We start from the raw sequence: 22,865 nt of genomic DNA on the forward strand, positions 1-22,865 counted from the left end.
TCCGGAAGAATACCCGAGCTGCAGGGGAGCCGTCGAAATGCCCCGGGATAGGAGGGTTGGGCCAGACTCTAACCCAACCCTCCCGGTCCAGCCTATCAATTCCGCAGCGGCTTGCCGGTTTCCAGCATGTGCTCGATGCGCTCGATGGTGCCGGTGGTCTTGGTCAGGGCCAGGAACTGCTCCCGCTCCAGCGCGAACAGGTCGTCCTCGGTCATGACGCGGGTGATGTCGGTGTCGCCACCGGACAGCACCGTCGCCACCGCTTTCGACACCACCACATCGTGGGGCGTGGCCTTGCCCTGCAGGGCGAAGCCCTCCACCGCCAGTTCCAGCGCGGCCTTGGCCGCCGGACCCGGCAGGCGGATCTCCACCGGCTCCGGCGCGGTATAGCCGGCGGCGACCATGTCCAGAGCCTTCTTCTTGGCGTCGGCCAGCAGCCGGTCCCTGTTGAAGGTGATGCCGTCATGGCCGCGCAGGATCAGCATGTCCCGCGCCTCGAAAGCCGACTTCGCCACCTTGGCGGTGGAGATGGCCTCGAAGGCGGCGGCCAGCGGCGGCATCGGCCCGCCCGGACGCTTCTTGTTGGCGGTGTGGCGCAGGACCAGCTCCTTGCAGCCACCCCAGCCCGGCAGCACACCCACGCCCACCTCGACCAGACCGGCATACAGTTCGGCATGGGCCTGGACGGCCGCGGAATGCAGCAGGATCTCGCACCCGCCGCCCAGCGCCATGCCACTGGGCGCGGCCACGCTGGGGAACGGCGCGAACTTCAGCGCCTTGTAGGTCTCCTGCCCCTCGGCGATGGACTGCTCCACCTGCGGGTACATGCCGATGTTGATGGCGAACAGGGCCAGGCCCAGATTGGCGCCGACGGAGAAATTCGGCGCCTCGTTGTGGATGACCAGGGCCTTGAACGGGCCGGACTTGCCGTCGCCGATGATGCCGATGGCCTTGCGGAGCATCGCCATGATGTCCGGGTCCAGGGCGTTCATCTTCGAGGTGAATTCCAGGCACAGCACGCCGTCGCCAATGTCCCACAGGCTGGCGGAGCCGTTCTTGGCCACCGGCTTGGAGGCGCGCTTGATGTCCGACAGCAGCAGCACGCCCTCGGGGCGGACCACCGGACGATAGGCGCCGTCGGTGCCCAGGAACTCCAGCGTCCCGGCCTCCACCCGGTAGAAGGGGCGCCCGGCGGCGACCTCCACCATGTGCGGGACCGGCTTGCCCTCGGCCTTCAGCTTCTCGGCGAACCAGCCGGTGCCGAGCTGGTCGATCATCTCGAACGGGCCGAACTTCCAGTTGTAGCCCAGGCGCATGGCCTCATCGACGGCGGCCACGGTGTCGGCGATCTGCGGCACCAGATCGGCGGCATAGGTCAGGCTCTGCGACAGCACGCGCCAGGCGTACTGGCCGCCCTTGTCCGGGCTCTCCACCAGGGCGCGCAGACCGCGGGCATTGGCGCTGTCCAGGGACGCGCGCTGCTGCTTGCGGTACTCGCCGGTCTTGAGATCGATGGCCTCGCGCACGCGCTTGCCGTCCGGCAGCTTGGTCTGGCGGTAGAAACCGCCCTTGCCCTTGCGGCCGGTATAGCCCTCCGCGATCATCTTCATGGCGAGGGGGTTCTCGCGGAAGATGCGGCGGTAATCGTCGTCCTGGGGCAGGGTCGACAGCAGCGACTTCGAGATCAGCGGCATCAGATCGAGGCCGACCAGATCGATCAGGCCGAAGGTGCCGGTCTTGGGCAGGCCCATGGGCTTGCCGGAGATGGCATCCGCCTCCTCCACCGTCAGGCCGCCGTCGATGGCCTCATTGACCGCCGCCTGCATGAAATAGGTGCCGATGCGGTTGGCGATGAAGCCCGGCGTGTCCTTGCACGCGACCACGCCCTTGCCCAGCACCACGTCGCAGAAGCGGGCCACGGTGTCCAGCGCCTCGGCGCGGGTCTGCGGCCCCTTCACGATCTCCAGCAGCCGCATGTAGCGCGGCGGGTTGAAGAAATGGGTGATGCAGAAATCCTGGGCGAACTGCTCGCTCTGGCCCTGCAGCAGGATGTTCAGCGGGATGGTGGAGGTGTTGGACGACACCACCGAGCCGGGCTTCCGCACGGCGTCCAGCTTCTTGTACAGGTCGTGCTTGATCTGCGGATTTTCGAGGACGGCCTCGATGATCCAGTCCACATCCGCCAGCTTGGCGAGGTCGTCCTCGATATTGCCGGGGGTGACCAGGCTGGCCGCCTTCTTGTGCATGAAGGGGGCCGGGTCGGTCTTCAGCATCTTCTCGATGGCGGTCTTGGCCACCACCGACCGGTCGCCCCCCTGCTCCTTCACCGCGTTGGGCACGATGTCGAGCAGGAAGACGGGAATGCCGGCATTGGCGATGTGGGCAGCGATGCCGCTGCCCATCACGCCGGCGCCGATCACGGCGCAGGATTTGATTTCCATGGGCTTCTTCCTCCCGTCAGGCGCCGCGGATCAGACCGCTTCCAGGATGGTGGCGATGCCCTGGCCGCCGCCGATGCACTGGGTGGACAGGGCCAGGGCCTTGCCCTCGCGCTGCAGCAGGCTGGCGGCCTTGCCGGTGATGCGGGCGCCGGTGGCCCCCAGCGGATGGCCCAGCGCGATGGCGCCGCCATCGATGTTGACCTTCTCCGGGTCGAAGCCCAGCTCGCGCGCCACGGTCATGGACTGGACGGCGAAGGCCTCGTTGCTCTCGATGATGTCCAGGTCCTTCACGGTGATGCCGGCGCGGTCCAGCGCCTTCTTGCTGGCGGGCACCGGGCCGTAGCCCATGATGGTGGCATCACAGCCGGCCACGGCGATGGCGCGGATCTTGGCCAGCACCTTCAGCCCGTGGGCGCGGGCGAAATCCTCGGAGCAGATCAGCGTGGCGGAGGCGCCGTCGGTCAGCGGCGAGGAGGTGCCGGCAGTGACGGTGCCGGTGGCATCGAAGGCCGGCTTCAGCGTCGACAGGGTCTCGGCCGTGGTGTCGGGGCGGATGCAGCCGTCCTTGGACACGACCTTGCCGCCCGGCACGGTGATCGGGGTGATCTCGGCCTCGAACCGGCCCTCGGCCTGGGCCTGGGCGGCCTTGCGGTGGGACAGGGCGGCATAGGCCTCCTGCTCGGCGCGGGAGATGCCGAACTTCTTCGACAGGTTCTCGGCGGTGATGCCCATGGACATGTAGGCGCCGGGTTCGACCTGGGCCAGCGCCGGGTTCGGCATGGGGTTGAAGCCCATCATCGGCACGCGGGTCATGCTCTCGATGCCGGCGGCGATGAAGGCTTCGCCGGCATTCATGCGGATGGCGCCGGCGGCCATGTGGATGGCCTGCATCGAGCTGCCGCAGAAGCGGTTGACGGTGGTGCCGGCCACGGACTTCGGCAGGCCGGCGATCATGCCGATCAGCTTGGCCACGTTGAAGCCCTGCTCGCCCTCGGGGAAGGCGCAGCCGACGATCAGGTCCTCGATCTCGGCCCCGTCGACGCCCGTCTTCTCAAGCAGGCTCTTCACCACGGCGGCGGCCAGATCGTCCGGACGGACCCTGGTCAGCTCGCCCTTGTTGGCCAGGTGGAACGGGGACCGGGTATAGCCGGCAATGACGACGTTCTTCATCGACAGGGATCTCCTCGCCTAGGTTGCCTGCCCGTCCGGGTGGACCCCGGTGCATTCGGCAGGATGTTTATGATCTTGGGTCCGGCGCGGGTGTCGCCACCCGCTCAGCCCTGGCCGGCCTCGGCGCCCTGTTGGCGCAGATGGGCCAGGATAAGGTCGTCGATCTCGCGCAGTTCCTTCAAGGTCTGCTGCACATCGCGCAGTTGCTGTTCCAGCTGCACGATGCGGTCGCGGGCACGGGTATGCAGGAAGCGCATCTGCTCCACCTGCGCCTCGTCGCTGTCGTACAGATCCAGGAAATCCTTGATCTCGCCGATGGAAAAGCCCAGCCGCTTGCCGCGGCAGATCAGCTTCAGCCGCGCCCGGTCGCGGTGGGAATAGACGCGCACCGTGCCCAGCCGGGCCGGGGCGATCAGCCCCTCATCCTCATAGAAACGCAGCGTGCGCAGGGTCAGGCCGAATTCCTCGGCCAGTTCGCCGATGCCGTAGGTGCGGCCGCCACCGGCCTGTGCCTTACCGCCCCCATCCAGCATGGCGCGATCATCCTCCCGCACGGCCGCCCTTCCCTCCCGCATGCAGCCCGTACCGGACGGCGGAGCCAAGGAACCGGAGGTCGGCGCTGACGTTAGCCGACACTGACTTCCCCTTACGTAAACGTCAAGAGATTTTTCACCAGGGCGCGGCTGTCTATCGGCCTGATCGACCACCCCGCCACCGGCGCCACCTTCCCCGTCTAGATCGATTGGACGAGACGGGGACATCTCCCCTGACCAAAACCCTAAACGGGCAAGATGGAAAGCCGCCGGGACTTTCCCTAGGATAAGGCAGCACTCCCGCGGCGGACGGGACTGCCGGCCCCGCACCCTCGCCCGTTCGGGACCCGTTGCCATCTCCGCCGCACTGTCCGGACGGCCGAAGGACCGTCCCCCCGCAGTCCGGAGCTCCCGCGTTGCATGTGATCATTGTCGAGGATGAGGCGCTTGTGGGCATGATGTTCGAAGCGGCGCTCAGTCAGGCGGGATACCGGGTCTCCCTGACCCGTGACGGGGTGGAAGCGCTGGCCCTTGACGCCCTCGATCCTGCCGATGCCGTCGTCACCGATCTGCGCATGCCGCGCATGGACGGCCGCACCCTGATTCCGCGGCTGCGGGAGCGGAACGCGGCGCTGCCGATCCTGGTGGTCACCGGCTATCAGGGGGATGCTGGGCCGGTTGGTCTGGGCGACCCCCTGATCCGATTCTTCACCAAGCCGATCAGCCCCCGCATCCTGGCCCAGAAGCTGGACGAGATGCTGGATCGCCGGGTGGCCTGAGCCGGCGGTCGCTCAGCCCGTGACCTCCACCCGTGCCGTCCGGCCCATCATGCTCACCCCATGACATGGAACGGATCACCGGGCAGGCGGGCCGCCGGGCCGGGGGGCAGCATCGATGGCACGGATATCCGCTCTGCCTCGCCCGTCACCTGCATCAGCGCCAGGGTCACCGCCACATGGCCCGGCATCCGCGCCAGCACACCCCGCAGCAGATGGCGGGCATCCTCGTGACGTCCCTGCCCCAGGAAGGACTGGGCCAGACCGATGGCCGCCTCAGCCCGGCTGCGGTCGCCGGCCAGAACCCGGGCGAACAGGGCCGCTGCCTCGTCGAAATGCTCCCGCAGCAGCAGCAGGCCCGCCAGTTCATAGGCGATGTCCAACCCGTCCGGCCGCAGGGCCAGAGCATGGCGCAGGCAGAACTCCGCCTCTTCCGCCTCGCCCCGCGCGCGCAGGACCGCGGCAAGGTTGGCATGGGCCTCGGCATAGCCCGGCCACAGGGCCACGGCCCGGCGGAAGGCGGCCTCCGCCGGGCCGGAACGGCCCAGCGCCAGCAGGGCATTGCCCAGATTGTTGTGGCAGACGGGCGCGGTCGCATCCAGGCGCAGCGCGCGCCGGAAGGCCGCCACGGCTGGCTGGAACCGTCGGCGGTGATACAGGATGATGCCGCGGGCGTTATGGAACTCGGCCCGCTCCCGGTCCAGGGCCACGGCGCGCGCCGCCAGCGCCGCCGCCTCGTCCAGCCGGTGCGAGCGCAAGGCCACCAGCGACAGCAGATGCACCGCCTCGGCATTGTCCGGCTCGTCCGCCATCACCGACCGGCAACCGCTCTCGGCATCGGCCAGCAATCCGGCCGCCAACTGGTGGCGGCACAGGTAGAGACAGTCCGGACCCGGCGACATGGCAACACTCCCTGGACAGGTGGAACCCGGATGGTTCCCGATCACACTGCTCTGCCTCAGCAACCGCCGTGCCAAAGGCCGGAGGTCGGCACGCCGCGGCTTCCCAGAGGATGTGCTGGCAGATTCTGCCCGCCGCGCGGGGACCGGGAGGAAAAAGCTGCCCGCCGCGGAATCATCCGCCCTCCGCCCGGATTCGGGCTGGCGCCACACCGCCGGGACGGCTAATCAATGGACCGGCCCTGCAACCGGCGGCAGTCCCGCCGCCCGCCAGACGAGGCCTGCTGTGTCGGATCGGACCCCTGCCACCGCCGGCGCCCGCCGGATCAGGCTGCTGCTGCTGCTGCTGCTGGCGACCACCCTGCTGCTGATCGCCGGCCTGCTGGGGATCTTCCTGTCCCTCGAATACCGGCGCGCCATCGCCCGGGCCGAAGCGACGACCCGCGATCTGACCCTGGTGCTGGAGCAATTCGCCATCCGCACCTTCGAGAATGGCGACCAGGTCGCCGCCCGCATCGCTGACGAGATCCTGGCGGCGGGCGGTGTCTCCGGCATCCGCCCGCCGGTCCTGCATCAGCTGCTGGCCCGGCTGTCGGCCAACATGGCGGGCGACTACCTGATGGTGGTGGACCGCACGGGCATGCCGGTGTCCATCTCCGACCGCCGGGATGTGCCGGCCACATCGCTGGCCGACCGGGCCTGGTTCCAGGCCCATCTCCACGGGGCGGAACAGCATGTGGGCGAGGCTCTGTTCAGCCGCATCACCGGCGAAGTGCTCTATACCTACAGCCGGCGCCTGATCGCACCCGACGGCCGTTTCGATGGGGCCGTCCAGGTCTCCTTCCGCCAGCGTTTCTTCTCCACCGCCGGCATCGGGCTCAACCAGGGGCGCGACACGGTGTTTTCCCTGCTCGGGCCCGCGGGCGGCATCATCGCACGCTCCAATCTGGCTCCGCCGGACGTGGACCGGACCATGGCCGCATCCCCCATCTTCAGCGCCTACGCCACACAGTCGACGGGCACCTTCCGCGCCGCGTCGATCTTCGACGGGCGCGAGGAGATCACCTCCTTCCGCCGGCTGGAGCGCTGGCCTGTGGTGGCCGTGACCTCGCTGCCCGTGACCACGGCCCTGGCCAGCTGGTATGGCAGCCTGTGGTGGAGCGGCGCCATCGCCCTGCCGGCTTTCGGCAGCCTTGTCCCGCTGGTCTTCCTGCTGCTGCGGGCCAGCGCCACCGAAGCGCGCACGCGTGACGCGCTGAACCGCGCCCTGGCCGACAAGGAGGTGCTGTTCCGCGAGGTGCATCACCGGGTCAAGAACAACCTCCAGGTCACCTCCAGCCTGGTCCAGCTGCAATCGGCAAAATTCTCCGACCCGGCGGTGCGGGCCGCATTCGAGGAGACGGCGGAGCGGCTGCGCGCCATCGGCCTGGTGCATGAGACGCTCTACGGCAGCAATCAGGCCGCCGAGGTCGATCTGCCCAGCTATCTGACCCGGCTTGCCCAGGGACTGGCGGACACCTACGCTGCCGGGGAGCGGGGCATCAAGCTGCAGTTCCGCCTCAACCCCAGCAGCATCGATCTGGAGCGGGCGGTGCCCGTGGCCCTGATCGTGACCGAAGTGCTGAGCAACGCCATGAAACATGCCTTCCGGCCGGGGGACGGTGGCAGCGTGACCATCGCCGTCAGCCAGGATCGGACCGGCCATCGGGTCGAGATCTGCGATGACGGCCGCGGGATGCCGGCCGACACCCAGCGCGACGGCAGCATCGGCATGAAGCTGATCCAGGCCCTGACCCGCCAGCTCTATGCCGATTCCGGCTTCACCCCCCCGCCCGCGGGCCACGGCACCTGCTTCCATATGCAGATCCCGCCCCTGTCCCCCCTGCCGCCCGGCGCCTGACGGCCGATACAAACGAACCCGATACAAACGACAGGGGCCGCCGGATCACCCGGCGGCCCCTGCCCTGCTGACATCCCTGGGGGATCAGCTCACTCGGCCGACGCCTGGACCTTGCGTTCCGGCTCGGCGCCGAGATTGGCCTCCTTGCCCATATGCATCTTCCGGGTCAGGAACGGGCTGATCACGGCCACCAGCACGGCGATGATGGTGGCGGCGATGAACAGGTCGTAGAAGACGCCGCTATAGACCGGCAGGCTTTCCTGGGCGGACATGACCCGGCCCGGCTCCGAACTGGTGCTGGCCATGGCGGCGACGATGCCGGCCAGGAAGTGGGCACCGGCCGAGGCCAGGAACCACACGCCCATCATCATCGCGGTGACCCGCGCCACCGACAGGCGGGAGATCATGGACAGGCCCACCGGGGACAGGCACAGCTCGCCGGTGGTGTGCAGCAGATAGCCCAGCGCCAGCCAGAACAGGCCGGTCTGCGCATCCTCACCCGCCAGCGACGCACCGAACACCAGCGCGCCGAAACCCAGGCCCACCTGGAGGATGGCCAGGGCGAACTTCAGCGGCGTCGGCGGCTCCAGCCCCTTCTGCGCCAGCTTGACCCACCCCCAGGAGAACACCGGCCCCAGCAGCACGATGAACATGGGGTTGAACACCTGCACCACCGACGCCGGGATGATCAGCCCGAACAGCGAGCGGTCGGAGTTGCGGTCGGCGAACAGGGTCAGCGAGGTGCCGGCCTGCTCGAACAGGGTCCAGAACACCACCGACAACGCCGTCAGCACCAGCACGACGAACATGCGGTCGCGCTCGATCTTGCTGCACTGGGTGAAGCTGAACCACAGCACACCGGCCAGTGCCGTCGCCACGATGACCAGCAGCAGGCTGCCGACCACGGCATGCAGCTGCACCAGCTGCCAGTTGACGCCGACGGCGGCCACGGCGCCCAGATAGATCAGCCATTCGCGCGGCAGGCCGATGGCCGTGCGCTGCTTCAGCAGCGCAGGATTGGGCGGCTCGGCATTGCGGTACCATTTGGTTCCGCGCGAAAACGCGAACAGGCCGGCGATCATGCCGATGCCGGCCAGACCGAAACCATAGGCCCAGCCATAGGTCTCGCCCAGATAGCCGCAGGCGATGGTCGAGAAGAACGAGCCCAGGTTAACGCCCATGTAGAAAATGGTGTAACCGGGATCGCGGCGCGGATCATTCTTGTCGCTGTAGAGCTTGCCGACCATGGTCGAGATGTTCGACTTCAGGAAGCCGACGCCGACGATGATGAAGGCCAGCGACAGGAACATGATCTGGTCATAGGGCGACTGGCGCACGATGACGCCGTCGACGATCTGGGCCGGGCTGCCTTCGAAGGCCATGCCGATATGGCCGCACACCAGAAGGATGGCGCCCAGCATCACCGCCTTGCGGTTGCCCAGGAACCGGTCGGCGATCAGGCCGCCGATGACCGGCATGGCGTAGTTCAGCGAGGCATAGCTGGCATAGATGAAGCCGGCCTGTTCGTCGGAATAGAGGAAATGCTTGACCAGATAGAGGGTCAGCAGCGCCCGCATGCCGTAGAAGCTGAAACGCTCCCACATCTCGGCGAAAAAGAGGGGGGCAAGGCCGCGCGGATGGCCAAAGAAACCGCGCTCGGGATCGGAGGAGATCAGAGCCATTGTCGCCTGCGGTTGGGGTGGCGAAAGCCGGGCCTATATCATGGGGACCCACACCGCGAAAGCACGGACCGATACGAATGCGACATTTTTATGCGCGCTTCTGGAAGAAGCGCAGGCGCGACGCCCGGCCCTCGCAATAAAACGCAAGGGACGAGCCGCCATTCCGCCCGATTATTGCACCGAACTTTAGCCGAGAACGGCACGCACCTCGTCCGCCGTCGGCATGGCCGTGCCGGTGCCGACGCGGGTCACGCTGATGCTGGCGGCGACATTGGCATAGCGCATGGCCGCAGCCAGATCGTCTCCGGCAGCCAGCCGCGCCGACAGGCTGCCGACGAAACAGTCGCCGGCCCCGGTGGTGTCCACCGCCTTGACGGCGCGGCCGGGCACCAGGATCTCGCCCTCGGCCGTCACCGCCACGGCCCCGCGCACGCCCAGCGTGGCGATGACCGTCTGGCCCGGCCGCTGGATCAGCCGGCGGGCCACATCGCCCACCTCGGCCACCGGCGCGTCACCGCTGACGGGGACTCCGGCGAAATGGCTGAGTTCGGTCTCGTTGACCACCAGGATGTCGGTGTCGGCCCACAGCGACTCCGGCGCATCGTCCAGGGCCGGGGCGGCATTGAGGATGGTGCGGGCACCGGCCTGCCGGGCCCGTCTGAACACGGCGGCAATGGTGGTGCGGGGGATCTCGAACTGGCTGACCACCACGTCGCCGGCCGCGATCTCCAGCCGCTCGGCATCCGCCGGGCAGGTCTCGGCGTTGGCGGCCGGGATGACCACGATGTAGTTCTCCGCCGTGCCGTCGACCAGGATGATGGCATTGGCCGTGGGCGCCGTGCCGGTGCGAATGATGGCGCCGGTGTCGATGCCCTTCTCCCGGAAGAAGGCGATGACCTGATCGCCGAAGGCATCCTGGCCGACACGGCCGACAAAGGCCACGGGCAGCCCCTGCTGCGCCGCCGCCACCGCCTGGTTCAGCCCCTTGCCGCCGGGCATGAAGGCGACGGTATCGCCATTGACCGTCTCACCGGCGCGCGGCGCGCGCGTCATGGTGGACAGGATATCGATATTGATGCTGCCGGCGATGACGACCTTGGCCATGGGCTCCCCCTGGAAACGCTTTTGCGCTTCCTAACGCAATGGGGAAGCCGACGGAAGGGGCGAATGGGACCGGCCGGCGGACAGACGAAGGGCCGGCGGTCATGCCGCCGGCCCCATCCCCGTCCGCCAGAGCGTTCCAGGCCGGCTCACGCCGACTTCTTGCCGGCGTCCATCTCGTCCAGCAGGGCCTTGCGCGACAGCTTGCCGATCATGGTCTTGGGCAATTCGTCGCGGAACTCATAGAGCTTGGGCTGCTCGATCGGCGACAGCTTGTCGGCCAGGAATGCCTTCAGCTCCTCCGTGGTCAGCGGCTGCCCGTCGCGGGTCTTGATATAGGCCTTCACCGTCTGGCCGCGGTACGGGTCGGGCACGCCCAGCACGATGCATTCGGCCACGGCCTCATGCTGGTACAGCGCCTCCTCGACATTGCGGGGATAGACGTTGTAGCCGCCGGCCAGGATCATGTCCTTGATGCGGTCGACGATATAGATGAAGCCGTCCGCATCCATGTAGCCCACATCGCCGGTGTGCAGCATGCCGTCGGCCAGGGTCTCGGCCGTGGCGTCGGGCTTGTTCCAATAGCCCTTCATCACCTGCGGGCCGACAATGCACAGCTCGCCGCGCTCGCCCATCTGCACCGGGGTCTTGCGGTCCTCCAGGCTGATGATGCGGATATCGGTGCCCGGCACCGGCAGGCCGATGGAGCCGGCCCGGCTGTTGAGCGGCGGGTTGATGGTGGCGATCGGTGCGCTTTCCGACAGACCGTAGCCTTCCACCAGCTTGCAGCCCGTCAGCTTCTCGAACTCGGCCTTGACCTCGACCGGCAGCGGGGCGCCGCCGGAATTGCACAGCTTGATGGAGGACAGGTCGTACTTGTTCCGGTCCTTGTGATTGTTGATGGCGGTGTAGATGGTCGGCACCGCCGGAAAGAAGCTGGGCTTCTTCTTGTCGATGGTCTGCAGCACCTGATCCAGGTCGAAGCGCGGCAACAGGATGATCAGCCCGCCCATCAGCAGGGTCAGGTTCATCACGCAGGTCATGGCGAAGACATGGAACAGGGGCAGCACGCCCAGCATGCGCTCCTTGCCCTCCAGATGCTCGGGGAACCACAGCGCGGCCTGACGCATATTGGCCGTCAGGTTGGCGTGGGTCAGCATGGCGCCCTTGGGCACGCCCGTGGTGCCGCCGGTATATTGCAGCACGGCCACGTCCTGCTGCGGGTCGATGGCGACCGGGGCCGGACGGTTGCCATGGCCGGTCACGCTCTTGAACCAGACATGCCGGTCGTCACCGGGGATGGCGGCGATATCGGCCTTCTTGACGAAGGGGAACAGCAGGTTCTTCGGGAAGGGCAGGATGGCCGCCATCGGACAGACGATGATGGTCTTCAGCCGGCTCTGCCCGAACATCTTGGCCAGCTTGTCATAGGTGACCTTCAGGTCCAGCGTCACCATGATCTCCGCCTCGGCGTCGTTGATCATGTGCTGGATCTCCCGCTCGGCATAGAGCGGGTTGAAGTTCACCACCGTGCCGCCGGCCTTCAGGATGCCGAAATAGCAGATGATGGAATAGGGCGTGTTCGGCAGGAACAGGCCGACCTTCTGCCCCTTCTTCAGACCCATGGCCTGCAGGCCGCGGGCGAAGCGGTCCACCAGATCCGCCGTCTGGCGGTAGCTGTAGACCTTGTCCAGGAAATCGATGCAGGGAAGGCTGGCGAACTTCGCCGTGACCGTGTCGAAGAACTCGACCATGGAGCTTTGCGGGATCGGCGCATGCCAGTCGACCCCGGCAGGATAGCTCCGTTCCCAGATCTGGACGCTGCTCTGCTGCTGCGAAAGCGTCGCCGCTTCGGCCATGGTCGTTCCTCCCAAAGTCGTCGGGTTGCCGTCCAGCGGACTCCCGTTATCCTTGACCTATATCGGCAGGACAGGCGCGTTCACAAGTGTTTCTTGATGCGTGCTGGTTTTTTGCGCGCAAGACGGAACCGTGTGCCGCCCGAAAGGCCGGAACCGGGCACGGGTCAGGGGCCGCCTGTCCGCTCTACCCCAGGCCCCGCCTGCCCCAGCAGAAGCCGGCGGGGATTGTCCTTGGTGTCCTTCAACTCGTCGGCGATGGTGCCGGCGCACAGTTCGACGCCACACGCATAGGCGGCCCGGCCGATCATGTGCGCCGCCACCGGCGTGCTGATCAGCAGGAAGGCGATGGCCGCCAGCGCCCGCGCCATCACCCCGCCCTCGGGGAAATGCAGGGCGACCGACAGCAGAATCAGGCCGCAGCCCACGGTGCCTGCCTTGCTGGAGGCGTGCATGCGCATGATCGGATCGGGCAGCCGCACGATGCCCAGCGCGGCCACGAAACAGAAGCAGGCGCCGCCCAGCACCAGCAGCCCCGCCAGGATCTGAAGCAGGTCAGTCATCGGCATTGGTCTCCTCCACGGTGCGGCGCTCGACGAAGCGGGCATAGGCCACGGTTCCGAAGAAGGCGACCAGGGCCAGGGCGATGGCGGCGTCGATGAAGACGGGCTGGTCGGTATAGAGCGCCAGCAGGGCGATGGCGGCCACGCACAGCGTGCCGAACAGATCGACGGCGATGATGCGGTCCGGCAGGCTGGGGCCGCGCAGGATGCGCACCGATGCCAGCACCAGCGCCAGCAGCAGCACGCCCAGGGCGATCTCGATGCAGATCTGCAGGAAGGGGATCATCGCAGGAACTCCAGGATGCGCCGTTCCATGGTCTCCTTGGTCTCCCGCCGCAGCGCCTCCACATCCTCGGTGAACATGGAATGGATATAGAGCGTGCGCCGGTCGGGGGAGACATCCAGGCTCAGCGTGCCCGGCGTCAGCGTGATGCAGCAGGCCAGCAGCGTGATCTCCAGGTCGGTGCGTGCGTCCAGCGGAATGGCGACGACAGCGGGCGTGGGCTTCGGCCCGATGCCCAGCACACCCTTGGCCACGCGCACGCTGCTGACCCAGACCTCTTTCAGGAACCACAGCAGGAAGCCCAGCGCGCCCCACAGCGTGTGGAAATAGCGCTGGCCGGGATAAAGCGGCCGGGCCAGGAACAGGATCAGATGCGCCAGGATGAAACCGGCCACGAAGCCGCCCAGGCTGAAATCCCCGTTCACGGCGACCCAGGCCAGGGCCAGCAGCAGGTTGGTGACGAACAGGCTCATGGCAGTTCCCCCACCAGCACCGGCGGCGGCGGCGGCTCGCCCAGGATGGCGCGGATATAGGGCTCCGGCGACAGCAGGTCAGCGGCGGCCCGGCTCGACAGATCCATGACCGGCTGGGCATAGAGGCCGATGGCCACGGTGATGCCCGACAGCAGCACCAGCGGCGCCACCAGCGCCAGACGCTGGCCCGCGGGCAGGGCCGCGGTGCCGGCGATATCGCCGTCGGGATGGGGCTTCCACACCACCTCGGCCCAGACCCGGCCCACCAGCGCCATGGTCAGCAGGCCCGTGACCAGCGCCACGGCGACAATGGCCCAGGATTGCTGCTCCAGCCCGGCCTGGACCAGCACCAGCTTGGACCAGAAGCCCGACAGCGGCGGGAAGCCCGCCAGGCTGGCCATGGGCACGAACAGCAGCACGGCCAGCAGCGGCGCCGCCTTGAACAGCCCGCCCAGGCCGGCATAGTCGGCGCTGCCGCCCAGGCGGCGGACCACGCCGGCGCCCAGGAACAGGTTGGTCTTCACCACGATGTCATGCACCAGATAGAAGACCACGCCGGCCACGGCCAGCGGCGTATAGAGCGCCAGACCCATGATCATGTAGCCGATATGCGCCACCACCTGCCAGGACCAGGCCCGGCGCAGGTCGCGCACCGCCAGCGATCCCAGCACGCCCGCCAGCATGGTCAGCCCGGCGATCCACATCAGGATGCCGCCATGGGTCCAGCCGGTATCGCCGGTGAAGATCAGGGTGAAGGTGCGCAGCAGCGCATAGACGCCGACCTTGGTCAGCAGGCCGGCGAAGATGGCCTGCACCGCCACCGCCGGCGTGTGATAGGCGGCCGGCAGCCAGAAGAACAGCGGGAACACCGCCGCCTTCATGCCGAAGGCCACGATGAACAGCACGGCGATGGTGGTGACGATGCCCTGGTTCGGCACCATCCGCACCCGCAGCGCCAGCTCGGCCATGTTCAGCGTGCCGGTGACGCCATAGAGCAGGGCCACGGCCAGCAGCAGCGCCGCCGTGGCCACCAGGTTCAGGCAGGCATATTTGATGGCCCCGTCCAGCTGCTCCTTGCGCCCGCCCAGGGCCAGCAGCACGAAGCTGCCGATCAGCATGACCTCGAACCACACATACATGTTGAACAGGTCGCCGGTGACGAAGGCGCCGCCCACCCCCACCATCAGGGCGCAGAACACAGGATGGAAACCGGTGCGGGCGCGCACCGGGTCGATGTCGCCCAGGCTGTAGACGGCGACAGCCAGCGCCATCAGGGCCGAGACCAGGACCATGATGGCCGTCAGCATGTCGGCCACCAGGGTAATGCCGAAGGGGGCGGCCCAGCCGCCCATCTGCATGACCAGGATGCGCCCGTGCTGCACCTGCAGCAGCAGGGCGATGGCGGCCAGCAGCAGCGCCGTCATGCCGGCCAGGGTCAGGGCACGTTGCAGCGGCACGCTGCGCCAGGCCAGCCCGGTCAGGGCCGCCGTGGCCATGGGGATCAGGATGGGGGCGGCGACCAGCCAGTTCATGCGGCACTCCTGTCCTGCGTCGGGATGGCCGTCGCCCCGCCGCCGGCGGCCGGCGTCTCCGGCGGCTCGGCCAGACGCAGGGCGTCACCGTCCAGCGTGCCGATCTCCTGATGGCCGCGATAGACCAGCACCAGCGAAAAGGCCAAAAGCCCGAAGCCGATGACGATGGCCGTCAGGATCAGGGCCTGGGGCAGCGGGTTGGCATAGGGGGCTTCCAGCACCGACCGGCCCTCGGCGATCAGCGGCGGCGCGCCGAAGGTCAGCCCGCCGACCAGGAAGATGGAGAGGTTGACGGCGTTCGACAGCAGGATCACCCCGAACAGCAGGCGCAGCAGGTTGCGCGACAGCAGCAGATAGACGCTGCCGGCCACCAGCGCCCCGACGGTGAAGGCGAGGACGATTTCCATGGGTTCAGTCCTCCTCCATCAGCCCCTGGACCATGGCCAGGATGCCGCCGATGACGACGAGATAGACGCCGATGTCGAACAGGACCGGCGTGCCGATGGCGAAGCTCTTCTCCCCCGCCGGCGTGTAGGTGACGAACCAGCGCCCCTCCAGATAGGGGTTGGCGAACAGCCCGCCCGGCCCCAGCGCCGCCACGAAACCGGCCAGGATCGACAGCGCCAGCCCGGCCGCCAGGATGGTGCGCGGATCGAGCACCAGCAGCTTGCGCATGGCGCGCACGCCATAGGCCAGGGCATGCAGGGCGAAGGCTACGGCCACGATCAGACCGCCGATGAAGCCGCCGCCCGGCTGGTTGTGCCCGCGCCACAGGATGAAGACGCTGAACAGGATCATCAGCCCCAGCAGCAGCCGGGTGGCCGTCTGCAGGATCAGGGAATTCATCATGGCGCGGTTTCCCGCTTCTGGTCCTCGGCAGCGGGGGCACCGCGCGCCTTCAACAGCGCCAGCACGCCCAGCCCGGCCATGGCCACCACGGCGATCTCGCCCAGCGTATCGAAGCCGCGGAAATCGACGATGATGACATTGACCACATTGTGCCCGAACGCCTCCACATAGGAGGCGGCGGCATAGAACTCGCTCAGGTGCGGCGACAGCGGCTGTGCATGCACCGACAGCAGGATGGCGGTGGTCACGGCCCCCGCCAGCAGGGCCAGCCCGGCCTTCAGCAGGCGCAGTCCCGCCCCCGTCCGCTCCAGCGGGCCGAATTTCGGCAGCCTGGCCAGCACCAGCACGATGATGATAACGGTCAGCGTCTCCACCATCAGCTGGGTGATGCCCACATCCGGGGCGCTGAAGGCCAGGAAGAACAGGGCGATGGACATGCCGACGATGCTCAGGGCCGTGATGGCGCCCAGGCGGGTCCGCGCCCAGAGCGCCCCGGCCGTGCCCAGCAGCATCAGCCCGCACAGGGCCCAGCCCACATAATCGTCACCCACGGGCTGGTCGGGCCATTGCAGCCCGCCGCGGGCCAGCAGTGTCACGCCCGGCAGCAGCGTCAGCACGGCGATGGTGGCCAGCATGTACCAGGTCAGGGCGCCGGTCTGCTGCCGCCGTGTGATGGCACGGGCCAGGGCGTCGAGCCCGGCCAGCAGCCGGTCCCAGCCCGCATCGAAATCGACGCGGCTGAGCCGGGCCAGCCCGGCCAAGGCCGCCGTCACCGGGCCGAGGCCGACATAAAGCAGCGCCCCCAGGGCGATGGTAAGGGCCGACAGGCCCAGGGCCGGCGTCAGCCCGTGCCACAGATGCAGTTCCAGCGCCAGCGGCCGCCCGGCCACGGCGGCGGCCGTGGCCTGCAGCAGGCCGGCCGGCCAGGACCCCATCAGACCGAAGCCCAGCCCCAGCAGCGCCAGCACCGCCGGCCCCAGCAGCAGGGCCGGACCGTTCTCATGGGCGTGGGCCGTGGCCGGCGTGGGCCGGCCCAGGAACGGCTTCACGAACACCAGCCCGGCCGCGCCCAGCATGGTGGCATTGGCCAGCACCACGCCCGCCAGGATCCAGAGCCCGGCGGGGTCGGCCTCCAGCACGCCCTCATAGATCAGCTCCTTGCCGACGAAGCCGAAAAAGGGCGGCAGCCCGGCCATGGACAGGGCCGCCAGCAGGATGACCAGGCCGGTCAGGCGCATCTTCGGCCACAGTCCGCCCAGATCCCGCACGTCGCGGGTGCCGGTGCCGTGGTCGACACCGCCGGCCCCCATGAACAGGGCGCCCTTGTACAGGCTGTGGCCCAGCAGGAAAACGCAATAGGCGCGGATGGCATCCTCGCTGCCCAGCCCGGCCAGCAGGGTCAGCACGCCCAGCGCCATCAGCGTGGTATAGGCCAGCACCTTCTTCAGGTCGGTGGAGCGCAGGGCCATCAGCCCGCCCCACACCGCCGTCACCGCCCCGAACCCGGCCAGGGTCCAGATCCAGACCTCGGTCCCGCCCAGGGTGGGCTGCAGCCGCGCCACCAGATAGACGCCGGCCTTGACCATGGTGGCGCTGTGCAGATAGGCGCTGACCGGCGTCGGCGCATCCATGGCGTTGGGCAGCCAGAAATGGAACGGCACCTGCGCCGACTTGGTGAAGGCCCCCAGCAGCAGCAGGCCCAGGATCGGCAGATACAGGGCGGAGCCGCGCAGATCCACCTCCGACGCCTGCACCGCCGACAGGCGGAAGCTGCCGCCCTCCAGCCCCAGCAGCACCAGACCGGCCAGCAGGGCCAGACCGCCCGTGGCCGTGACCAGCAGCGCCTGCACCGCCGAGCGGCGGCTGCGGGCATCCTCATGGTTGAAGCCGATCAGCAGGAAGCTGGTGACGCTGGTCAGCTCCCAGAACACGAACAGGCCGATCATGTCGTCGGCCAGCACCAGCCCCAGCATGGAGCCCATGAAGGCCAGGATGAACAGGTAGAAACGGCCCTGATGCTCGTGCCCGTGCAGGTAGCTCCCGCTATAGACCACGATCAGGCTGCCGATGCCCGTCACCAGAAGGGCGAACAGCAGCGACAGCCCGTCCAGGCGGAAGGCCAGCTCGACCCCCAGCGCCGGGACCCAGTGCATGGCCTGGGTAAGGACGGCGCCGCCACTGACGGCGGGGATCTGGCTGGCGAACCAGACGGTGATCGCCGCCGGCCCCAGGGCCAGCACCCAGTGCGACCCGTTGGGCAGCAGGCGATGCAGGCTCGGTGCCAGGGCTGCCAGCAGAAAGATCGCCACCACGGCGGTGAGCATCCGTGTCCGCCCTTTCCTGTCCGGTGAAGCGGGACCGTCCCGACCGGACGGCGGGGACGGCGACGCCCGCACGGACGAGCATGGCTCAGGCCGCCGGACGCAGTGGAGATTTCGCGTATATGGGACGAGCCCCGGCCGGATCAACCGAAATCGAGAGCAGGCGCTGCTGAGAATTCCACAGATGGCTCAAAGGCTGCGTGCCGGCCGGCCAGAGATGGGCGGCAATTCTGTGCGACGAAGGCCGGTGGCAGCTCTGAAATGGTCGTGCCTGCTATTGACCGGAATCGGCAGGGCCGGACAGGCCGGACTGGAATGCCTTGGGCCGGGCGCCGGCAGAACTGGGCCGCACCTCCGGCGGCAAGCCCGGCCGGATACAGCGCCTCACCGTCGCCGTCGTCCGCCCCAGCCCTGCCACAAATCGGGCGCACCCCCTTCATCAGGGTTGCCACCTTCCCGCTCCGGCTGGACAGTGTCGCCCCCTCCTCGGCCGCAGGCCAATCGTCCGGGACAGGATCGCATGCACGGTCACTTCGACCTCACCGGGATCGCCCTCGTCACTTCCGTCGCCCTGCTCTGCGGGCTGGCCCTGTCACGCCTGCGCCAGCCTGCCATCGTCGGCTATATCGTAGCCGGTGTGGTGCTGGGTCCCACCGGCTTCGGCCTGATCGACAATGCCGAATCGGTCCATACCCTGGCCGAGCTGGGCGTGCTGATGCTGCTGTTCCTGGTGGGCATGGAACTGTCGGTGCGGGCCTTCCGGCAGGTGTACCGCGTGGCCGTCCTGGCCGTGCTGCTGCAACTGGTGCTGTCGCTGGCCGCCGTTTCCGTCGCCGGCCTGCTGCTGGGCTGGCCGCTGGCGCGCAGCATCGTCTTCGGCTTCATCATCGCCCTGTCCGGCACCGCCGTCGCCATCAAGATGCTGGAGGATATCGGCGAGTTGCGGACCGACATGGGCCGGGTCACGGTGGGCGTGCTGATCGCCCAGGATCTGGCCTTCGTGCCGCTGCTGCTGGTGACCAACGCGCTGGGACCCCAGTCCAGCGGCCTCGATGCCGGCGTGCTGGTCAAGCTGGCGCTGGCCCTGGCCGTGCTGGCCGGACTGGTCTGGTTCCTGTCGCGGCGGGAGCGTCTGCAACTGCCCTATGGCGCTTGGTTCCAGCGCAATCCCGATGTGGTGCCGCTGGCGGCCCTGGCCTTCTGCTTCACATTCGCCTCGGTCACCGGCCTGCTGGGCCTGTCCACCGCCTTCGGCGCCTTCGTCGCCGGCTTCATCCTGGGCAACAGCACCGGCCGCCCGGTCGCCATCCGCGCCACGCAGCCGATCCAGTCGGTGCTGATGGTGGTGTTCTTCCTCTCCATCGGCCTGCTGATCGATCTGCGGCACATCTGGGCCAATCTGGGCGAGGTGGTGCTGCTGTTGCTGCTGGTGACCTTGGTCAAGACGGCCATCAATGTGGGCGTGCTGCGCCTGCTGGGCGAGCCGTGGGAGCGGGCCTTCCCCGCCGGGGCCATCATGGGCTCGCTGGGGGAATTCAGCTTCGTCCTGGCCGCCGCCGGCCTGTCGGTGGCCGTCATCGACCCGCAGGGCTATCAGATGGCCGTGACCGTGGTGGCCTTGAGCTGGCTGGCCAGCCCGCTCTGGCTCATCAGCGTGCGCCGCTTCCACAGGCTGGCGCAGACCGGCATCGTCTCCATGCGCGCCACCCTGGGCCAGGTCTACCGGGGGGAAATCGCGCTGGCCAACCGTCTGGCCCGCGCCCTGCTGCATGCCGGCAGCGCCCTGCTGGACAGTGCCGGCCGCCTGCGGCGGAAAACCCCGGAGGCAGAGATCATTCCGCCGCCGCAACGATCCTTGAGCGGGCCGGACACACCGGTGGAACCGAAAGGCTAGCACGCCGTCCGCGCACCGCCCACACACCGGCCGGCCGCACGGCGGGCGGGCAGGCCCGGCGCCTCAGATCCCCGCCGCTTCCTTCAGCCGCCCGCCCACGCGGACAGCCTCGGCCCGCTTGGCCAGGCCGGTGCGGTCGTCGGTTTCCACATAGACGCCGCAGACCGTGACCATGGCGTCGTTCTCGCCGGGACTGAAGCGCTCGCCGGGGATCTTGCGCGTCATCCGCCAGATCGCCGCCTCCTTCTTCATGCCGATGACGGTGTCATAGTCGCCGCACATGCCGGCATCGGTCTGATAGGCGGTGCCGCCCGACAGGATCTGGGTGTCGGCCGTGGGCACATGGCTGTGGGTCCCGACCACCAGGCTGACGCGGCCGTCCAGCACATGGCCCATGCCCATCTTCTCGGAGGTGGCTTCGCCGTGGAAATCCAGCACGGCGGCATCGACGCCGGCCGGCCCCATGCGGGCGCCGCCCAGCTGGTGGATCTTCAGCACCTTCTCCACCGCGGCGAAGGGGTCATCCATCGGGTCCATGAACACGCGGCCCATGGCATTGACCACCAGCACCTTGTAACGGCCATTGCGGCTTGGCAGCACGGTGTGGCCGCGGCCCGGCGTGCCCTCGGGATAGTTGATGGGCCGGATCAGGTTCGGCAGCCGGTCGATCTGGCCGACCAGATCCTTCTGGTCCCAGCTGTGGTTGCCCAGGGTGATGCAGTCCACCCCGGCGGCGAAGAACTCGGCCGCGATCTTGTCGGTGATGCCGAAGCCGCCGGCGGCGTTCTCGCCGTTGAGGATGATGAAATCCGGTCTCAGCCGCTCACGCAGCCCCGGCAGGTGCCGCAGCACGCCCTCGCGGCCGCTGCGGCCGACCACATCCCCCAGGAACAGGATACGCATGCACTCAGTCCTTTCCGGCGCCGGGCCGGAAGGCGCCCCGCTCCGTCACGATCCAGTCAAGCGGCTGGTCATAGGCGTCCCGCGGGACCGACGCCACCTCCTGCGCCGCATAGCCGATGCCCACGGCGACAACGCCCCGGCCCGGCCGCCCCTCCTGGCGCAGGGCGTCCAGGGTACGGTCATAGAAGCCGGCGCCGTAGCCCAGACGCCAGCCCTGCCGGTCGAAGGCCAGCAGCGGCACCAGCACCAGATCGGGCTGCACCACCGGCGCCTCGGCCATGGGCTCCATGACGCCGAAGGCGCCGGGCACCAGCGGATGGCCGTCGCGCCACAGCCGGAACAGCAGCGGCCAGCCGCGCCCGGCCACCACCGGCAGGGCCGTGCGCAGACCGCGCGCGCCCAAGGCCCGCAGCAGCGGCCGCACATCCAGCTCGTCGCCCTTGGGCCAGTAGCCGGCGACGATGGTGTCGGGCGGCAGATCGGGAAAGCTGTCGAGAACCACGCGGGCGACGGCGTCGCCCAGGCCGGCCGGGGGCACGGCGGCGCGCGCGGCGCGGGCCGCCGTGCGGGCGGCGCGCTTGGCCGCGGCCAACGGATCGGCCAGCGGATCGGTTTCGGGCGTCGCCTCGGCGGCGGGGGAAACGGGATCGGCGGTCGTCTGCCGGGTCATCGGGCCATCCGCTCGCCGCGCTGACGCGGCGCAGAATATCCGCCGGGGCTGCCGGCCGGGATCGTTCCGTTACCGGAACATACGGCCTTTTCCGGGCAGGACAGGGAAAGGGTGCGGAAGACAGCCGCCTTGGCCGTTGGTATGTGCGTATCCCTCGTGACCTGCCAGTGCAGGTGGGCGCCGTGTGACCGCACCACGATGCGGCCAGGGACAGCTCCCAGAGAGATGGTTATCGGCCCCGGGGATTATGCGACCTGACGCACCAGGCAGCCATCTTCCGCTGCCTAATCTAGGCACGTTCGAGGCGGGCGGCAATGTCCTCGATGCGTTTTGCCAGGGTCTCGACGGCATCGGCCACTTTTTCCGCCGGCAGATCGGGCGGCGCCGGGGCCGGTGCGGGCGGTGCGGCGGCTGTCTCCGCCGTGCGCCGGGCCGTGCGCACGGCCTGCAATTCGGCCTGCATGTCGAACAGCTCGTCGGCCAGCACCAGCGTCATCAGCGCCAGCCACTGGCTTTCGCCGCCCACCGGCGCCCCGCCGGAGAGCTGGCGCAGGCGGCTGTCGACATAGGCCGCCAGTTCCCGCAGCCGGGGCTCCTGCCCGTCCTCGCAGGCCAGGGCATAGGGCTTGCCGTTGAGGGTGACCTCGACCCGGGGCATGTCAGTCCTCCAGAACGGAGCGCAGCCGTTCGATGGCGCGGTCCAGACGGGCGGCGACGGCATCGGCGGCCTCGCGGGCCTTCCGCTCCCCGTCCCGCGCCTCGGCCAGTTCCCGTTCCAGGCGCCGCTTCTCCTCGTCGAAGCTGGCGCGGGCGGCTTCGGTTCCGGCTTCGGTCGCCCGCTCCAGACGCAGGCGGATGGCCTGGTCCAGGCGGCCGATGGCCTCGTCCAGGCGGTCGAGAGAGGATTGCAGGCGGTCCAACGCGAAAAGTCCCGGTCAGTTTGCGTGTGCGAACAGTAGGGGCCGGAGCGCGGCGGCGTCAACGGCGCGCACAGCCCCGGCCCCCTATCCCGACGGTGA

The 22,865-nt window shown here is 68.6% G+C and carries 21 protein-coding genes and 1 other RNA gene; 3 read left to right on the plus strand and 19 right to left on the minus strand.

Annotated features, from left to right (window positions below; all coding sequences use genetic code 11):
* Positions 1-95 precede the first annotated feature (95 nt).
* From DK368_RS12750 to DK368_RS12760, 3 genes are all read right to left on the minus strand, one after another.
* Positions 96-2,441: a 3-hydroxyacyl-CoA dehydrogenase/enoyl-CoA hydratase family protein gene (locus DK368_RS12750; RefSeq protein ID WP_114394337.1), complete on the minus strand. Its 2,346-nt coding sequence runs from the start codon at positions 2,439-2,441 to the stop codon at positions 96-98.
* A 30-nt stretch (positions 2,442-2,471) separates the two neighbouring features.
* Positions 2,472-3,611, minus strand: a complete 1,140-nt coding sequence (locus DK368_RS12755; protein WP_114394338.1) for a thiolase family protein — start codon at positions 3,609-3,611, stop codon at positions 2,472-2,474.
* A 104-nt stretch (positions 3,612-3,715) separates the two neighbouring features.
* The gene (locus tag DK368_RS12760) at positions 3,716-4,165 is read right to left on the minus strand and encodes a MerR family transcriptional regulator (RefSeq protein ID WP_420818900.1); all 450 of its coding nucleotides are present in this window, start codon (positions 4,163-4,165) and stop codon (positions 3,716-3,718) included.
* Between the two features lie 401 nt (positions 4,166-4,566).
* Between DK368_RS12760 and DK368_RS12765 the strand changes: the two genes are divergently transcribed.
* A complete protein-coding gene (locus DK368_RS12765) occupies positions 4,567-4,923 on the plus strand; it encodes a response regulator (RefSeq protein WP_240002484.1) in 357 nt (118 codons plus the stop codon).
* A 53-nt stretch (positions 4,924-4,976) separates the two neighbouring features.
* On the opposite strand, the gene DK368_RS12770 is transcribed toward DK368_RS12765, so the two are convergent.
* Positions 4,977-5,822 (minus strand): tetratricopeptide repeat protein, encoded by an 846-nt coding sequence (locus tag DK368_RS12770; protein ID WP_114394341.1) that lies wholly within the window; start codon positions 5,820-5,822, stop codon positions 4,977-4,979.
* Between the two features lie 283 nt (positions 5,823-6,105).
* Here DK368_RS12770 and DK368_RS12775 point away from each other — a divergent pair, with 283 nt between their 5' ends.
* Positions 6,106-7,719, plus strand: coding sequence for a sensor histidine kinase (locus DK368_RS12775; protein WP_162306020.1), 1,614 nt, complete (start codon positions 6,106-6,108; stop codon positions 7,717-7,719).
* Positions 7,720-7,808: 89 nt separating this feature from the next.
* Here the strand turns inward: DK368_RS12775 and DK368_RS12780 are convergent, their stop codons facing one another.
* The 10 genes from DK368_RS12780 to DK368_RS12825 form a co-directional block, all read right to left on the minus strand.
* On the minus strand, positions 7,809-9,401 hold the full coding sequence (locus DK368_RS12780) for a peptide MFS transporter (RefSeq protein ID WP_114394343.1): 1,593 nt from the start codon (positions 9,399-9,401) through the stop codon (positions 7,809-7,811).
* A 186-nt stretch (positions 9,402-9,587) separates the two neighbouring features.
* Positions 9,588-10,505: a ribokinase gene (locus tag DK368_RS12785; RefSeq protein WP_114394344.1), complete on the minus strand. Its 918-nt coding sequence runs from the start codon at positions 10,503-10,505 to the stop codon at positions 9,588-9,590.
* A gap of 146 nt (positions 10,506-10,651) precedes the next feature.
* The gene (locus DK368_RS12790) at positions 10,652-12,361 is read right to left on the minus strand and encodes a long-chain-fatty-acid--CoA ligase (protein ID WP_114394345.1); all 1,710 of its coding nucleotides are present in this window, start codon (positions 12,359-12,361) and stop codon (positions 10,652-10,654) included.
* Positions 12,362-12,525: 164 nt separating this feature from the next.
* On the minus strand, positions 12,526-12,921 hold the full coding sequence (gene mnhG / locus DK368_RS12795; protein ID WP_114394346.1) for a monovalent cation/H(+) antiporter subunit G: 396 nt from the start codon (positions 12,919-12,921) through the stop codon (positions 12,526-12,528).
* The gene (locus DK368_RS12800) at positions 12,914-13,207 is read right to left on the minus strand and encodes an MrpF/PhaF family protein (RefSeq protein WP_114394347.1); all 294 of its coding nucleotides are present in this window, start codon (positions 13,205-13,207) and stop codon (positions 12,914-12,916) included. Before DK368_RS12800 ends, mnhG begins: the two co-directional genes overlap by 8 nt.
* Positions 13,204-13,677 (minus strand): Na+/H+ antiporter subunit E, encoded by a 474-nt coding sequence (locus DK368_RS12805; protein ID WP_114394348.1) that lies wholly within the window; start codon positions 13,675-13,677, stop codon positions 13,204-13,206. The genes DK368_RS12800 and DK368_RS12805 overlap by 4 nt, the downstream gene beginning before the upstream one ends.
* Positions 13,674-15,209 (minus strand): Na+/H+ antiporter subunit D, encoded by a 1,536-nt coding sequence (locus DK368_RS12810; protein WP_114394349.1) that lies wholly within the window; start codon positions 15,207-15,209, stop codon positions 13,674-13,676. Before DK368_RS12810 ends, DK368_RS12805 begins: the two co-directional genes overlap by 4 nt.
* Positions 15,206-15,616: a Na+/H+ antiporter subunit C gene (locus tag DK368_RS12815; RefSeq protein ID WP_114394350.1), complete on the minus strand. Its 411-nt coding sequence runs from the start codon at positions 15,614-15,616 to the stop codon at positions 15,206-15,208. The genes DK368_RS12810 and DK368_RS12815 overlap by 4 nt, the downstream gene beginning before the upstream one ends.
* A 4-nt stretch (positions 15,617-15,620) precedes the next feature.
* Complete coding sequence (locus DK368_RS12820; RefSeq protein ID WP_114394351.1) at positions 15,621-16,058, minus strand: Na+/H+ antiporter subunit B; 438 nt, start codon at positions 16,056-16,058, stop codon at positions 15,621-15,623.
* A complete protein-coding gene (locus DK368_RS12825) occupies positions 16,055-18,382 on the minus strand; it encodes a putative monovalent cation/H+ antiporter subunit A (RefSeq protein WP_114394352.1) in 2,328 nt (775 codons plus the stop codon). The genes DK368_RS12820 and DK368_RS12825 overlap by 4 nt, the downstream gene beginning before the upstream one ends.
* A 517-nt stretch (positions 18,383-18,899) precedes the next feature.
* Here DK368_RS12825 and DK368_RS12830 point away from each other — a divergent pair.
* Entirely contained in the window at positions 18,900-20,273 is a 1,374-nt protein-coding gene (locus DK368_RS12830; protein WP_162306021.1) for a cation:proton antiporter, read from the plus strand.
* A 63-nt stretch (positions 20,274-20,336) separates the two neighbouring features.
* Here DK368_RS12830 and DK368_RS12835 read toward each other — a convergent pair whose 3' ends face one another.
* From DK368_RS12835 to DK368_RS12855, 5 genes are all read right to left on the minus strand, one after another.
* Complete coding sequence (locus DK368_RS12835; RefSeq protein ID WP_114394354.1) at positions 20,337-21,176, minus strand: TIGR00282 family metallophosphoesterase; 840 nt, start codon at positions 21,174-21,176, stop codon at positions 20,337-20,339.
* Between the two features lie 4 nt (positions 21,177-21,180).
* The gene (locus tag DK368_RS12840) at positions 21,181-21,846 is read right to left on the minus strand and encodes a 5-formyltetrahydrofolate cyclo-ligase (protein ID WP_114394355.1); all 666 of its coding nucleotides are present in this window, start codon (positions 21,844-21,846) and stop codon (positions 21,181-21,183) included.
* A gap of 117 nt (positions 21,847-21,963) precedes the next feature.
* Positions 21,964-22,122: non-coding RNA, 6S RNA (ssrS, locus tag DK368_RS12845), on the minus strand.
* Between the two features lie 13 nt (positions 22,123-22,135).
* On the minus strand, positions 22,136-22,504 hold the full coding sequence (locus tag DK368_RS12850; RefSeq protein ID WP_114394356.1) for a cell division protein ZapA: 369 nt from the start codon (positions 22,502-22,504) through the stop codon (positions 22,136-22,138).
* Position 22,505: 1 nt separating this feature from the next.
* A complete protein-coding gene (locus tag DK368_RS12855) occupies positions 22,506-22,766 on the minus strand; it encodes a DUF4164 family protein (RefSeq protein ID WP_114394357.1) in 261 nt (86 codons plus the stop codon).
* Positions 22,767-22,865 lie beyond the last annotated feature (99 nt).

Source organism: Oleisolibacter albus (assembly GCF_003336875.1).
Lineage (GTDB): Bacteria > Pseudomonadota > Alphaproteobacteria > Azospirillales > Azospirillaceae > Niveispirillum > Niveispirillum album.